Origin of the sequence: Streptomyces fulvoviolaceus (assembly GCF_000718165.1) — a bacterium.
GTDB lineage: Bacteria > Actinomycetota > Actinomycetes > Streptomycetales > Streptomycetaceae > Streptomyces > Streptomyces fulvoviolaceus.
Genome location: NZ_JOEY01000031.1, coordinates 82,615 through 97,147, shown reverse-complemented (window position 1 = coordinate 97,147; position 14,533 = coordinate 82,615). Strand labels below are relative to the sequence as shown.

At 70.6% G+C, this 14,533-nt stretch carries 13 protein-coding genes; 7 read left to right on the top strand and 6 right to left on the bottom strand.

Translation table 11 applies throughout. The annotated features are described in order from the left end of the window. The first annotated feature begins 14 nt into the window (after window positions 1-14). Genes IG08_RS0131115 through IG08_RS0131100 form a run of 4 tightly spaced genes read left to right on the top strand, consistent with a single transcriptional unit; the run spans window position 15 to window position 3,817 of the window. Window positions 15-1,049, top strand: coding sequence for a 2-hydroxyacid dehydrogenase (locus IG08_RS0131115; protein ID WP_030609902.1), 1,035 nt, complete (start codon window positions 15-17; stop codon window positions 1,047-1,049). Between the two features lie 26 nt (window positions 1,050-1,075). Next, window positions 1,076-2,503 (top strand): FGGY-family carbohydrate kinase, encoded by a 1,428-nt coding sequence (locus IG08_RS0131110; protein WP_030609899.1) that lies wholly within the window; start codon window positions 1,076-1,078, stop codon window positions 2,501-2,503. Between the two features lie 43 nt (window positions 2,504-2,546). Continuing rightward, window positions 2,547-3,596, top strand: coding sequence for a glycerophosphodiester phosphodiesterase family protein (locus IG08_RS0131105; RefSeq protein WP_030609895.1), 1,050 nt, complete (start codon window positions 2,547-2,549; stop codon window positions 3,594-3,596). Between the two features lie 11 nt (window positions 3,597-3,607). After that, on the top strand, window positions 3,608-3,817 hold the full coding sequence (locus IG08_RS0131100) for a hypothetical protein (RefSeq protein ID WP_030609892.1): 210 nt from the start codon (window positions 3,608-3,610) through the stop codon (window positions 3,815-3,817). Between the two features lie 3 nt (window positions 3,818-3,820). On the opposite strand, the gene IG08_RS0131095 is transcribed toward IG08_RS0131100, so the two are convergent. Further along, window positions 3,821-4,477: a mycothiol-dependent nitroreductase Rv2466c family protein gene (locus tag IG08_RS0131095; protein WP_030609888.1), complete on the bottom strand. Its 657-nt coding sequence runs from the start codon at window positions 4,475-4,477 to the stop codon at window positions 3,821-3,823. A 136-nt stretch (window positions 4,478-4,613) separates the two neighbouring features. Here IG08_RS0131095 and pepN point away from each other — a divergent pair, with 136 nt between their 5' ends. Beyond that, window positions 4,614-7,244, top strand: a complete 2,631-nt coding sequence (gene pepN / locus IG08_RS0131090; RefSeq protein ID WP_030609886.1) for an aminopeptidase N — start codon at window positions 4,614-4,616, stop codon at window positions 7,242-7,244. Window positions 7,245-7,457: 213 nt separating this feature from the next. Further along, entirely contained in the window at window positions 7,458-8,504 is a 1,047-nt protein-coding gene (locus tag IG08_RS0131085; protein ID WP_030609884.1) for a hypothetical protein, read from the top strand. Between the two features lie 82 nt (window positions 8,505-8,586). On the opposite strand, the gene IG08_RS0131080 is transcribed toward IG08_RS0131085, so the two are convergent. After that, window positions 8,587-9,411: a class I SAM-dependent methyltransferase gene (locus IG08_RS0131080; protein ID WP_030609881.1), complete on the bottom strand. Its 825-nt coding sequence runs from the start codon at window positions 9,409-9,411 to the stop codon at window positions 8,587-8,589. Window positions 9,412-9,459: 48 nt separating this feature from the next. Between IG08_RS0131080 and IG08_RS0131075 the strand changes: the two genes are divergently transcribed. Next, a complete protein-coding gene (locus IG08_RS0131075) occupies window positions 9,460-10,053 on the top strand; it encodes a TetR/AcrR family transcriptional regulator (protein WP_030609878.1) in 594 nt (197 codons plus the stop codon). Window positions 10,054-10,166: 113 nt separating this feature from the next. On the opposite strand, the gene IG08_RS0131070 is transcribed toward IG08_RS0131075, so the two are convergent. From IG08_RS0131070 to IG08_RS0131055, 4 genes are all read right to left on the bottom strand, one after another. Continuing rightward, the gene (locus IG08_RS0131070; RefSeq protein ID WP_030609875.1) at window positions 10,167-10,691 is read right to left on the bottom strand and encodes a P-loop nucleotide/nucleoside kinase family protein; all 525 of its coding nucleotides are present in this window, start codon (window positions 10,689-10,691) and stop codon (window positions 10,167-10,169) included. 119 nt (window positions 10,692-10,810) lie between these two features. Next, a complete protein-coding gene (locus IG08_RS0131065) occupies window positions 10,811-11,971 on the bottom strand; it encodes an LLM class flavin-dependent oxidoreductase (RefSeq protein ID WP_030609873.1) in 1,161 nt (386 codons plus the stop codon). A 58-nt stretch (window positions 11,972-12,029) separates the two neighbouring features. Beyond that, window positions 12,030-13,217 (bottom strand): glycosyltransferase, encoded by a 1,188-nt coding sequence (locus IG08_RS0131060; RefSeq protein ID WP_030609869.1) that lies wholly within the window; start codon window positions 13,215-13,217, stop codon window positions 12,030-12,032. A gap of 161 nt (window positions 13,218-13,378) precedes the next feature. Continuing rightward, window positions 13,379-14,524, bottom strand: a complete 1,146-nt coding sequence (locus tag IG08_RS0131055; protein WP_030609866.1) for a serine hydrolase domain-containing protein — start codon at window positions 14,522-14,524, stop codon at window positions 13,379-13,381. Between the last annotated feature and the right edge of the window lie 9 nt (window positions 14,525-14,533).

The following is a 14,533-nucleotide window of genomic DNA, read 5'->3' as shown; positions in this document are numbered from 1 at the left end:
TGAACGAGACTGCGATGAACGAGACTCTGCGTGTCCTGGCGGCCGGCGACCACTTCGTCCTGCCGGGCCTGATCACACGGGCGGTGGCCGAGGAGGTCCGCGAACAGCCTGTTCAGGTCGACGAGTTGATGCTCGGCTGGCCCCTGGAACCGTTCGGTCCCGTGGCGGAGGTGACGGAGGCCAGCGACGCCGAGGACCGGCTGATCGAGGCGCTGGCCGGTGCGGAGGTGCTGATCACCCAGATGGGTCCGGTCACCGAACGCGTCCTGGCCTCCACCAAAAGCCTGCGGCTCGTCGTCGTGTGCCGGGGCGGCCCCGTCAACGTGAATCTCGACGCGGCGAAGGCGCGCGACGTCCGCGTGTGCTTCGCTCCCGGCCGCAACGCCGCCGCCACCGCCGAGTTCACCGTCGGCCTGCTGCTGGCGACCCTGCGCCGCATCCCCCAGGCACACAACCTCCTTGCCGGGCAAGGTAGTTGGCAGGGGGCGAAGTACTACACCTACGAGAACAGCGGCCTGGAGCTGGAGGACCTGCCGATCGGGCTCGTCGGCTACGGCGCGGTCGGCAGCCGGGTCGCCCGGGTGCTGTGCGCCTTCGGCGCGCGGGTGATGGTCTACGACCCGTATGTGCACCATCACGAGATCCACGGCCTGCGCGTGCGCACGCTCGACGAACTCCTGCGCAAGGCACGCGCGATCACCCTGCACGCCCGCCTCACCCCCGAGACCCGCGGCCTGATCGGCGCCCGCGAGCTGGCGTTGCTGCCGCCCGGCGCGGTCGTCGTGAACGCGGCCCGCGGCCCCCTGCTGGACCAGGAAGCGCTGTGCGACGCGCTGGAGAGCGGGCGGGTGTCGGCGGCGGCGCTGGACACGTACGCGCACGAGCCGCTGCCGCCGGAATCCCGGCTGCGGGCTCTTTCGGAGCGGGTCGTGCTCACCCCGCACCTGGGCGGGGCCAGCCGGGCCGTGGCCGAGAAGGCCGCGCGGATCGCGGCCGAAGAGGTGGGGCGCTGGGTGCGCGGGGAGCCGCTGGCGCACTGCCTGACGTGAACAGCTGACACCTGAGGAGAGCCGCGATGTACGTCGGTATCGATGTGGGCACGTCCATGGTGAAGGCCGCCGCCTTCGACGGCACGGGACGCGAACTGGCCGTCGAGGCCCGCCCGGTGGGCCTGTCCCTGCACGGCGGCTTCGTCGAGCAGGACATGGAGGAGGTGTACGGCGCCGTCGTCGCCGTACTCCGGGAGCTGACCGCGCGCGTGCCCGAGCCGGTCGAACTGGCGGGGCTGACCGGGCAGGGCGACGGGGTGTGGCTGGTCGACCAGGAGGGCCGGCCGGTGCGGGCGGCGGCCTCCTGGATGGACGGGCGGGCACACGAACTGCTCGACCAGTGGCTGGCGGACGGCACCTTCGAGACGGTGTTCCGGCGGACGGGGAGCGCGATGTTCCCGGGGTGTCCGGGTCCACTGCTCGCCTGGTTGGACAGCCACGACCCGAAGTCGCTGGACGCGGCGACGGCCGCCGTCTACTGCAAGGACATGGTGTTCCAGCGCCTGACGGGGGCGGCGCGGGCCCTGACGGACGTGTCGGACGCGTCGATGCCGTTCCTGGACCCGAGGACACGGTCGTACGACAACCGGGTGGTGGAACTGCTGGGGCTCACCCACCGGCGTGGACTGCTGGCCCCGATCAGCGATCCGGTCGCGACGGCTCTCGCGAAGGGCGAGGGCCTCCCGGCCGACACCCGTATCGCCAACGGCCCCTACGACCTGCCGTCCAGCGCACTCGGCGCCGGAGTCACCACCCCCGGCGACGGCCTCCTCATCGTCGGCACCTGCCTGGCGGCCCTGGTCGCCACGACCGACCTCGACCTGACCGGCGAGCCGGCCGGCCTGTACATCTCCACCGACCGCCCCGGCCACCGGCTGCGCGCGATGCCCGCGATGGTCGGCACGGCGGCCCTGGACTGGGTGCTGTCGACGACGGGCGTCACGCACGAGGAGGTCGACGACCTGCTCGCGGCCACCCCGCCGGGCGCGCACGGGGTACGGGTGTTGCCGTACTTCGCCCCGTCCGGCGAGCGCGCCCCCTTCGTCGAGCCGCACCTGGGCGCCGAACTCACCGGTGTGTCACTGGAGTCGACCAAAGCCGATCTCGTCCGCGCCACCTGCGAGGGCATCGGCTACGCGGCCCGGCACTGTCTGTCGGCCGCGGGCCTGACGGGTTCGCTCGCGGTGTGCGGCGGCGGCACCCGCAGCCCCGCCTGGATGCGGCTCCTCGCCGATGTCCTCGGACGGCCCCTCAGGGTCATGGAGGGCGAAGTCGGCGCGCGGGGCGCGGTGTTGGCGGCGGCCGAGCGGTACGGGATCGCGCTGGACACGGCCGCCTGGACCGAACCGACAGCGGTCGTCGAGCCGGACGCGGGCCGGGCGGCGTACTACGCGAAGGGGTACGAGGAGCACCTGGCGAGGCTGACGGAGGCGCGCGACCGGGCGCGAAGGTGAGTCGCCGTATCAAGTGAACCCCCCGACTGGAAAAGGGAGTTGCATGCCCCGCATCAGACGTCGAGCCCTCCTGCTCGCGGCCGCCGCCACCCCGGTGGCCGCCGCCGTCCCCGCCCGCGCGGCCTCCCGCACCGGCCCGCTGGTCATCGGCCACCGAGGCGCGGCCGGCTGGCGCCCCGAGCACACGGCCGCCGCGTACACCTACGGCGTCCAGACCGGCGCCGACTGGATCGAACCGGACCTCGTGCCGACCAAGGACCACGTCCTGGTGGTCCGGCACGAGAACGAGATCTCCCAGACGACCGACATCGCACAGCACCCGGAGTTCGCGGACCGCCGTACGACGAAGACGGTGGACGGACGGTCGGTCACCGGCTGGTTCACCGAGGACTTCACGCTCGCGGAGCTGAAGACACTGCGCGCGGTCGAGCGCCTCCCCCTGGTCCGCAACCGCAACACGGTCTTCGACGGCCGCGAGCAGATCCTCACCTTCCAGGAGGTGGTGGACCTGGCCCGCGGGCTCTCGAAGACGTACGGCCGCACGGTCGCCGTCTTCCCGGAGACGAAGCACCCGACGTACTTCCGCTCGATCGGCCTGGAACTGGAACCGGCGCTGGCCCGGCTGATCCGCCGCAACCGCCTGGGCCCCCGTGAGTGCGTCGTCCAGTCCTTCGAGCCGACGAGCCTGAAGCGCATGACGGGACTGGGCGTTCCCCTGTGGCAGGCGCTCGGCACGACGGGCGGGCCGTACGACCTGGTCTCGGGCGGCGATCCGACGACGTACAAGGACATGATGACGGCGGCGGGCCTCGCGCGGATCGCGGAGTACGCGGCCTGGATCGGCCCGGACAAGACGTCGGTCGTCCCGTCCCTGCTGGCGGACGCGCACGCGGCGGGGCTGAAGGTGGGCCCGTACACCTTCCGCGCGGAGAACCAGTTCCTCCCGGCGGACCTCCGGCGCGGTACCGGAGCCAGTGATTTCGGGGACGCGTTCGCGGAGTACGCGCTGTACTACGGCATGGGAGTCGACGCGGTGGTGACCGACTTCCCGGACCTGGCGGTGATCGCAAGGAGCAGTAGGAGTGGTTTGTGACGATAAGTCGTATGTGCCCCACCTGCCGCAGCAGACAGGACTTCCGCAAGCTCGACGACGCGGAGAAGGCGGCGGTCCGCGAGGAGGGGAAGCGCCACTACGTGCACGACCTCTGGCGTTGCACCGCCGTGGGCTGCCTGACGTATTTCCGCTACGGCAACATGAGCGACCGGGGGCTCCTCCCGGAGAAGTTCCGGACGGAGCCCGCCGCCCCCGAGTGAGACCTACAGGTTGCTGAAGTCCGGCCCCTTCGTGCGGGTGCGCTTGATCTCGTAGAAGCCGGGGACCGAGGCGACCGCCAGCGTGCCGTCCCAGAGCTTCGCGGCGTCCTCGCCCTTGGGGGCCGGGGTGACGACCGGGCCGAAGAAGGCGATCTGCTCGCCGTCGGCGCCGGGGACGGCGATGACCGGGGTGCCGACCTCCTGGCCGACCTTCTCTATGCCCTCCTTGTGGGAGGCGCGCAGCTCGGTCTCGAACTCGAAGTCCGTCTGGTCGGCGTACTCGATCAGGTCGGCGGGCAGACCGGCGTCCTTCAGGGCGCCGGCGATGGCCTCGGTGGTCGGACCCTCCTCGTTGTTGTGGAAGCGGGTGCCGAGCGCGGTGTACAGCGGGCCGAGGACGTCCGCGCCGTGCTTCTGCCAGGCCGCGGTCGCCACCCGCACCGGCTTCCACGCCTTGGTCGCGAGCATCTCCCGGTACTCCTCGGGCAGCTCGTCGATCCGGTCCTCGTTCAGCACGGCGAGGCTCATGATGTGCCAGCGCACCTCGATGTCACGGACCTTCTCCACCTCCAGCACCCAGCGGGAGGTCATCCAGGCCCAGGGGCACAGCGGGTCGAACCAGAAGTCGACGGGGGTCTTCGCGGAGGCGGTCTCGGACATGGGTCTCCTCAAGAAGCGTTCGATTGTCAGTGGAACGTCGGCCGCCGCCACCCCATTCCCGGCTGCCGCCCGTCAGGGGCACATGGCAGGATCGGTGCTGTCCGCATGCTGAACAGCACCCGAGGGAGAACCGCCCGTGCCCGGTGAGAATCTGTCCCGCGACGAGGCCCGGGAGCGGGCCGCCCTGCTGTCCGTCGACGGGTACGAGGTGTCCCTCGATCTGCGATCCGCCATCGGCGACGGGGACAGCGAGGAGCGTGCGGCGGGCGAGGAGCGTGCGGCGGGCGAGGAGCGCGCAGGGGGCGAGCCGCGCACCTTTCGCTCGGTCACCACGATCCGCTTCCGCTGCGCCGAGCCCGGCGCGACCAGCTTCGCGGACCTGATCGCGCCGAGGGTGACCGCCGTCTCACTCAACGGCCGGGACCTGGACCCCGGCGAGGTCTTCGACGGCTCCCGGATCGCCCTGGAGGACCTCGCCGCCGACAACGAGCTGATCGTCGACGCCCAGTGCGCCTACTCCCGTACCGGCGAAGGCCTGCACCGCTTCGTCGACCCCGAGGACGGCGAGGTCTACCTCTACACCCAGTACGAGCCGGCCGACTCCCGCCGCGTCTTCGCCAACTTCGAGCAGCCTGATCTGAAAGCGCCCTTCCGCTTCGAGGTGCGGGCCCCCGAGGGCTGGACGGTGTGGAGCAACGGAGCCGGCGCGGAGTCCGACGGCGCGTGGCGGTTCGCGGAGACGAAGCCGATCTCGACGTACATCACGTGCGTGGCGGCGGGGCCGTACCACTACGTGACGGACTCGTACTCGCGCACCTTCGACGACGGTACGACGCTGGAGATCCCCCTCGGCGCCCTGTGCCGCAAGGGCCTGGCCCCGTACTTCGACTCGGACGACGTCTTCCTGGTCACCAAGCAGGGCCTGGACTTCTTCCACGACCACTTCGACTACCCGTACCCCTTCGGGAAGTACGACCAGGCCTTCGTCCCCGAGTACAACCTCGGCGCGATGGAGAACCCGGGACTGGTCACCTTCCGCGAGGAGTTCATCTTCCGCGGCAAGGTCACGCAGTCCTCGTACGAGGGCCGGGCCAACGTCATCCTGCACGAGATGGCCCACATGTGGTTCGGCGACCTGGTCACCATGGTGTGGTGGGACGACCTGTGGCTCAAGGAGTCCTTCGCCGACTTCATGGGCACCTTCGCGAACGTCGGCGCCACCCGCTTCAAGGACGCCTGGATCACCTTCGCCAACCGCCGCAAGGCCTGGGCGTACCGCGCCGACCAGCTCCCCTCCACCCACCCCATCACCGCCGACATCCGCGACCTCCAGGACGCCAAGCTCAACTTCGACGGCATCACGTACGCCAAGGGGGCTTCGGTTCTGAAGCAGCTCGTGGCGTACGTCGGCCAGGACGCGTTCCTGGAGGGCGCGCGGCGCTACTTCAAGCGGAACGCGTACGGCAACACGCGACTCGGTGACCTCCTGTCCGTGCTGGAGGAGACGAGCGGCCGGGACATGGGCACGTGGGCGCGGTCCTGGCTGCAGACGGCGGGCGTGAACTCCCTTACTCCACAGGTGCTGTTGAACGCGGAGGGACGGGTCGACGAGCTGGCCGTGCTGCAGGAGGCGGCCGAGTCGCACCCCGAACTGCGGCCGCACCGGGTGGCGGTGGGCCTGTACCGGCGCGGCGCTTCCGGTTCCCTGGAGCGGTATGCGCGGGCCGAGGTGGACGTCGACGGTCCGCGGACGGTCGTAGCGGAGCTGGCCGGTGCCGAGGCGCCGGAGCTGGTCCTGGTCAACGACGACGACCTGACGTACTGCAAGACCCGCTTCGACTCGGGCTCTCTGGAGACGCTGCGGGACGGGCTGGGCTCCCTGACCGACCCGCTGGCCCGTGCCCTGTGCTGGTCGGCGCTGTGGAACATGACGCGGGACGCGCTGCTGCCCGCGCGGGACTTCGTGGGTCTGGTGCTGCGGTTCGCGGGGCGCGAGTCGGACATCGGTGTGCTGCAGATGCTGCACGCGTGGGCGAACTCGTCGCTGGTCAACTATGTGGCGCCGCAGTGGCGTCCGACCGGTGGGCAGCTGCTGGCCGAGGGTGCGCTGCGGGAGCTGCGGGCGGCCGAGGCGGGCAGTCAGCACCAGCTGGCGTGGGCGCGTTTCTTCGCGTCGGTCTCCTCCGGCCCGGACGAACTGGCGTTGCTGCGGGGCCTGTTGGAGGGCACCGAGAAGATCGAGGGCCTGGACGTCGACCAGGAGCTGCGCTGGGTGTTCCTGGAGCCGCTCACCGCGCACGGGGCCGCCGACGAGGCCGTACTGGCGGCGGAGCTCGTCCGCGATGACACGGCGTCCGGCAAGCGCCACCAGGTGCGCTGCCTCGCCGCCCGTCCGTCGGCGGCGGTGAAGGCGCAGGGCTGGGCGCAGGTCGTGGAGTCGGACGCGCTCTCCAACGCCCTGGCCGAGTCGACGATCGCGGGCTTCGGCCGGCCGTCCCAGCGCGAGCTGCTCGCGCCGTACACGGAGAAGTACTTCGCGGCGATCGAGCGGGTGTGGGCGTCGCGGTCGATCCAGATCGCGATGAACATCGTCTCGGGCCTGTTCCCCTCCCTCCAGGACTCGCAGGAGACGCTGGACGCGACCGACGCGTGGCTCGCGGCGCACGAGGACGCGGCGCCGGCGCTGCGGAGGCTGGTGCTGGAGGGGCGGGACGATCTGGCGCGGGCGCTGCGGGGGCAGGCGTGCGATGCGGAGGCCGCTCGGTGAAGGCGAGCTTTGGCCTGAGATTGGGCGCCCGGTAGCCGTTACGGAATTCAGGCAATAGGCACCGTAACCCCTGGTCCACACCCAAACGGACCAGGGGTTTTCCGTCCCTACTCGGCACCCGAACACCCGTCCTTTAGCACTGGCTTGTCCGTATTTGTCGACGGATGTGTAACAGCGGTTAGAGGGCGGTCCGAGTGCGGGAACCTCCGCTCCATGAACCACAACACCCCGGTCCCCCCGCTCACCCCCCGCCCTCTCCGCCACCTCTCCGAGGTGCACCGGCGCGTCATGACGGTCGCCCAACTCCGTGTCCACGGCGTCTCGTCCGCCGAGACGAACGAGCAGTGCCGGCCCGGCGGCCCCTGGCAGCAGATCCTCCCGGGCGTCTTCCTGCTCCACCCGGGCCCGCCGACCAGCGAGGAGCGGCTGCACGCGGTGCTGATGTACGCGGCGAAGGAGCGGCCGGCCGGGGTCCCGTCCCAGCCGAGCGCGGAGGAGCCGCACCGCCCGGTGTACGCGGAGGCGATGATCACGGGCCTCGCGGCCCTGACCCTCCACGGTTTCAGCTCGACCCCACCGCTCCTCTCCCTGGACCGGATCGACGTCCTGGTGCCGCGCCTGCGCCGCCTGCGCACGACGGGCTGCGCACGGATCGTCCGTACGTCGGCCCTGCCGGCGCCTCAGCAGGCCACCGGAGTCCCGGTCGCCCCGGTCCCGCGCGCCCTGGCCGACGCCGTGGCCGAACTGACGGACGCGGGCGCCGTACGCCGCCTGCTGACGGAGGCCGTCCGTGGCGGCCACTGCGAACCGGCATCGGTGGTACGGGAGTTGAGCAACGCCAAGCTGCTGGGCCGCCCGCACGTGGTCGACGCGGTGGACTCCCTGCTGGCCGAGGGCCGCGCGATCGCGGAGGACCGGCTGTACCGGATGGTCCAGGAGCACGGCCTCCCGGACCCGGTGTGGAACGTGGACCTTCGCCTTCCCGGCGGCCCGCACCTCGGCGGCCTGGACGCGTACTGGCCCGAGCAGGCGGTCGCCGTGGAGCTCGACACCCGGGCCCCCCGCCAGGACGAGGACGCCCTGTGGTCGGAGTACGCCCGCAAGCGCGAGCACCTGGAGCGGCTCGGCATCACGGTCGTCCACATCACCCCGAAGAAGCTCCGGGACTCCCTTGAGCAGCAGGCGGCCGTCGTCCGTACGGCACTCATGGCGTCGGGAGACCGAGATCCCGCCGCGTACGTCGTGGTGCTGCCCCGGTAGTGACGGACCGGGGTGGGATCAGGAGGGGAGAGGAGGGGCCGCCGTGTTGGGGGATACGGCGGCCCCTCCTCATGTCCGCTCTTCATGTCCGCTTCGCGGCGACGGCGAGCGTCGAATGGGTGGTCGTGAAGCTGCCGCCCATCGCGTCTACGGCGGCTCCGGCGCCGTCGAGGACTTCCTGCAGCTTGTCCGGTGGGAGCCGGGTGAAGGCACCCTGGGTGGGCATCTGGTCGAGCCACTGCTCCCGGGTGTAGGTGCACTCCCAGTCGTAGCGCCACTGCTCGGATTCACCGAAACCACCGGCCTCGCGGATCCCGACGACGACTTTGGCGAGGCCCGCCTGATAGGTGTCCACGGCCGGCCGCTCCGCCAACGCCCGGAAGTCGAATGGCGAGCCGGGCATGACGCGTTCACAGACATCGGCGACGGCCAGAGTGATCTCGGGCGGAATCTGGAACACATGCCAGAAGGGGGCCAGCAGCCCACCCGGGCGGAGCACCTGCGCGGCCTTGGCCGCTCCCGCGACGGGGTCGATCCAGTGCCAGGCGGTACCGGAGACGACGGCGTCGAAGGTCTTCCGGCCAGGGTCCCAGTCCTCGAAGGTCGCAACCTCGGTCTCGGTGCCGAGCCGCGTTGCGAGGTCGGCCATCCGCGCGTCGGGTTCGACGCCGAGTACGCGGCAGCCGGCGGCCTGGAACTGGCGGGCGGCGATGCCGGTACCGGTGCCTACGTCGAGGAGGTCGGGGCCGGGGCCGCGGCCGACGATCCGCTCGATCAGAGCGCCGGGATACGGGGGCCGGGCACGGTCATAGCGCTCGGCGTCGGTGCCGAAGGACTCGGCGACCTGCCGGTGCCGATGAGGGTCGTTCCCAGAAGGACGGTCGGGCTCGGACGCTAGAGTGGGCATGCGCCCACTCTAATGGGCGCACGCCCACTCTTGAAAGGTGAACGCCACATGCCACCAACCGGCGTGGCCATGCGCGACGCACGCCAGCAGCTCTTCGACGCCGCGGAGCGCATCCTGCTCCGGGACGGCCCGAACGCCCTGACCAGCAGGGCGGTCACGACGGAGGCGGGCTGCGCGAAGGGGGTCCTGCACCGGCATTTCGCGGACTTCGACGCGTTCTTGACCGAGCTGGTCCTGGACCGCGTCGGGCGGGTCGGCGTGCAGTCGGCCGCCCTGCTGGACGCGGCCGGTACGGGCACGGTGACCGACCACCTCGTATCCGCACTGACGGAACTCTTCAGCTCGGTCGCGGTGGCGATCGTAGGCCTCCTCACCTTCCGCGACGACCTGCGCACCCGCCTCCGCGCCTCGGGCCAGACCGGCGTCCCGATCCTGACGGAGGCGACGGCGATGATCGCGTCCTACCTGGCTGCGGAGCGGGAGTTGGGGCGGGTCGCGGGCGACGCGGACGTGGAGACACTGGCACTGACGCTGATCGGGTCGGGGCATCTGCTGTTCGCGGGGCGGGAGGGCAGCGTGCCGGAGGGGGAAGCCGTACGGAAGGTGGTGGGGTCGGTGATGGGCGGAGCCCTGACGACTTAAGTAAGACGCAATCTACGTAAGATTGAAGCTACGTTTGTTGGGCGGTCTCGCTGATGGAGTTCCAAGGCCGTACAGCCGACCTCAAGCTGTTCTCCCGGGACGCCTGGCGCTGGTCACGCGAGGGACGGCCACCGATCGGCGGCCCACTCCAGCCATCCCGACCAGCCAGGAGGCGGACCGCCGACGTCACGTCCCGCGAGTTCCGTGGCATCGGGCTCCTCGAACCGCGTCCTCCACTGCGGGAGATCCAACTCGCTGATCGGGAAGGTCTGTTCCGGGGTGGTGGACTGGCGATGAGCGATCCGCGCGCGTTGGGTCTCATGGTCCACCGGCACGTAAACGAGGTGACAGACCGCGCCCACGGACTTCACCATCCACCGGATCGCGGACCTCTCGTCACGAGACCAGCATCCGAAATCCAGGATGACGTTGGTTCCGAGCCTCAGCGCCTCCAAGGCAAGCCAGAGCAGCCGTCCTTCCAGCACATCGCGCTTCCCGTCGGCCCCCGACTCGCCGAACAACGGAATCATCCACTCATCAGGCGTCAGCCGCAGCGCACTGTGCCCCTCGGCCAGCTGCCCAGCCCTTGTGGTCTTTCCGGCCCCTGGCAGGCCCACCATCAGAAAGAGCGTGGTCACACCTGGATCGTGTCAGGGACGCCAGGTGGAGGACGAATGCTTTTTCGGCGGTCAAGCCTTGCCGACGGGCAACGTCTACTACTACTTCAAGACGAAGGACGACCTGGCCGTCACGGCTCTCAGCAGTCGAACTCCGGAATCAGCTCCCCCACCAACCGCATGCTCCGCAGCACGCTCTCGTGCGGCAGCGCGCCCACCTGCTGGAAGCACATCAGCCGGTCTACGCCCAGGTCGGCGTAGGCCCGGAGCTTCTTGCGGCAGGTCTCGGGGCTGCCGACGATCAGGGAGTCCTGTTCCGAGAGGGCCTGGTACACCTCGTCGTCGGGGACCTGTTCGCCCTGCAGAATGCGGCCGATGACCAGAGCGGCGGGGCTCGGGCCGGCTCCCGACGTGGCCTCCGTGCGGAGGAACTCACCCGCGAGGCCGCCGCCCGACGGGTCGTTCATCAAGGCCTGTTCGCGGGCCATCGTCTCCATGAAGGCATCGGCCGCCTCGAAGAAGGTGAGGGCGCGGGCCGTGTACCAGGCCGCCGCAGCCGCCGCTCCGCCCCTCATCGCCTCCTCGTCCGTCTCCGCGCAGTGAACGAACGTGAAGAAGGCGATCTGGTCGTTGACGACGGAGCCGACCGGAGCGTCGCAGGCCGCTGCCGCCTCGCGGTAGAGGGAGACCAGGCGCGCCACCCGCTCCCGTGGCTCCCACAGCGTCATCCCCAGGACCCCGACCCCGCGCCGTCCCGCCTCCTCGAAGGACGCCGGGCTCGACGCCGCCTGCCAGAGCGGGGGGTGCGGGCGCTGGTACGGGGACGGGACCACTCGTACTCCGCCGCTCGCCGTCGTGTCTCCCGTCCACATCTTCGGTACGGCTTCGAAGGCGTCCTGGGTCCGGTCCCGTACCGTCGCCGGGTCGGCGCCGAAGAGGCGCCACTCGGGCGGGACGGAGCGGGTCAGGCCCAGTTCTGCACGGCCGCCGCTCAACTGGTCCAGCATCGCGGCCCGTTCGGCTATGCGGACGGGGTGGTTGATCTCCCGGGGAGCCAGTACGGCGGCGTGGCCCAGGCGGATCCGCGAGGTCCGCTGGGAGAGTGCCGCCAGCAGCAGCTCGGGGGCGGAGGAGAGACTGAACTCCTCCGCGCCGTGGTGCTCGACCTGCCACCAGCAGCCGTAGCCCAACTCGTCGGCGAGCACCGCCTGTTCGATCGCCTGGCTGATGCGCCGGTGCTCGTGGTTCTCACCCTGCCAGGGGCGCGGGTTCTGGATCTCGCTGAAGATGTCGACCTTCATGGGTAAGTTCTCCTTGCTCCGAGCGCAGCTCTCTCACCCATGATCGCCCGTCCCCCACTCAGAACGGCTCCGGTGACGTCCGTCTCGTCGCCGCCCCCGTGTGCACCCGCTCCAGCAGGGCCGCGTACGACGCGATCATCCTTGTACGGCTGAAGCGTTCGCGGTTCGCGGCAAAGGAAGGGGCCAAGGCCTCGCGTCGACCGACCGCCTCCGACCACGCCTCCGCGATCGCCTCGGGGTCCGGCGGGGTCACCAGGCCGTGGCCCGCCACGATCGCCGCGCTGTCCCCGACGTCCGTCGCCACCGGTACCGCGCCGCACATCATCCCCTCGATCAGGCACAGGGGGGCCGCCTCGCCCCAGGAGGAGGTCAGGGCGACGACGTCGGAGGCTGCGTACAGGGTCTCCATGTCGCGTCGTACGCCGAGGAGTCGGAGGCGGTCCGCCAGACGCCCCTGCTCCGGACCGAACGCCGCGCCGATGTCGGCCGTCAGCCCGGGATTCGCCTCCGTCATCCCCGCCCCGCACATCAGCACCTGCCCGTCCGGCACCCGTGCCAGCCATGCCCGGGCGGCGCTCAGCAGCAGCGGGACGTTCTTCATCGCGTCGTAGCGGGCGGCGAAGACGACCACCGGAGCCGCGGCCGGGATGCCGAGCTCCGTGCGCAGCCCCACCCGCCGCGCCGCGTCCGGGCGGAAGCGGAAGAGGTCGACCCCGTTCGGGATGACGTGGAGCAGCTCGGCCGGGATGCCGGCGGCCCGGTACGCGGCCCGGGTCGACTCGGCGCAGCAGACGCAGGCCGCGACCGTGCCGTCGGCGATGGCGGCCTTGAGGTCGTCGAGGGCCCGGCCCTGGTTCTCGGGGTCCGAGCGGTGCAGGCAGACCACGACCGGGCGGCGCGGCAGGCCCGCCTGGTTGAGGAGGGCGAGGGGCTGTTCCTTGAGCGAGAGGATGACGTCGGCGCCGGCCATCGCCCGGGCTGTTTCGGCCAGCTCCGGTCCGGTGAAGTCGGCCGAAACGCCGGTGCCGAAGAACGTGCGGCCGAGGGAGGTGACACCTACCCCGGATGCGGTGAGCGCCCGGTAGCAGGCGTCGTCCTCCATCCGCTGGCGGGTGGCCTCCCGGTGCACCTCGCCGTACAGGCTCAGCACCTGATGGTGCTGCCCGCCCTCCCGTAGGCCCAGAACGATGTCACTGTGCACGATCCGGGCCCCTCCGGAGAAGAAGCCCTCGTAGACCGACACCACACGCAGCTCGTGCCTCGCACGCACACGACCACCCGCCTTGCACCCAGATCGAGCCATCCCCGTGAAGTGCGGGTTAGCCGATATGAGGCGGTACGGACATTACGTGCGAATGAACTGGGTGCTTCGGATCTGGGTCGGCGCAATGACACCGACACACACGTCTACTTGCCGCAGAATTCCGCTTCGAGCACCGCGTCACTGTCCCCCGACCAGTCGCCGTTGAAGTTGAGGGCGACGGAGTGACGACCGTCCGCCGTGGTCGCGGCCACGGAGTTGGAGCCGTGGATGCCGCCATCATGACCCCACACATGGACCCCGCAGCTGAGCTCGCGGTCGATCAGACCGAGGCCGTAGCCGGCGTTCGGGTACTCCTCGGCCGACACCGTGGTCTTCATCTCCTTCAGCTGCTTCGCCGGGAGCAGGTCGCCCCTCAGCAGCGCCCGGTAGAAGCGGTTCAGGTCGGCCGAGTCGGAGATCATCTCGCCCGCCGAGGACGCGAGCGAGGGATTCAACTTCGTGACGTCGTACGTCGGACCCGTCGCCGTCTCCGCCAGCTTGGAGTAGGCCCGGCTGCTGGGCTGCGGGACGGTCACGCGGGTGCCGGGGACCGAGGTGGCGTCCAGGTGCAGGGGGTCGATGACGCGCCGGCGGATCTCCTCGGCGTAGGTCCGGCCGGTGACCTTCTCGATCACCATCCCCGCCAGGACGTAGTTCGTGTTGGAGTAGTTCCAGGACGTACCCGGTGCGAAGTCCGGCTTGTGGGCCATGGCGATCGCGACGAGCTGCTCGGGCGACTTGGTGTCGTAACGGTGCTCGAAGAAGCCGTCCTTGAGGAAGTACGTCCGCCCGAACGTCTCGTCGGCCGTGTAGTTGAAGACACCGCTCGTGTGGTTCAGGAGCTGGCGGACGGTCATCGTGCTGCCGTCGTGTCCGTTGCCGTCGACAACGCCCGGCAGCCACTTCTCCACCGTGTCATCGAGGGACAGCCGTCCCTCCGCCTCCAGTTGGAGCAGGACCGTGGCGACGAAGGTCTTGGTGATGCTGCCTACCCGGTAGCGGTCCTCCGTCGAACGCTGTGCGCCCGTACGGAGGTTGCCCACACCCGCGGTCGTCCGCCAGGTGCCGTGCCCGTCCTTCGCCGTCAGCGTCACCCCGGGCACGCCGTCCTTCACCGCGGCCTCGACGGCCCGGCGGGTCGCGTCGTGGCCGCCTTCAGCAGACCCGGCGGCGAACGCCGGGGCCGCCAGGGCGGCCGCCAGCGCCACGGCTGTCGCCGCCACCAGGGTCGTACGTACACGCACCGTCATGTCTTCCCC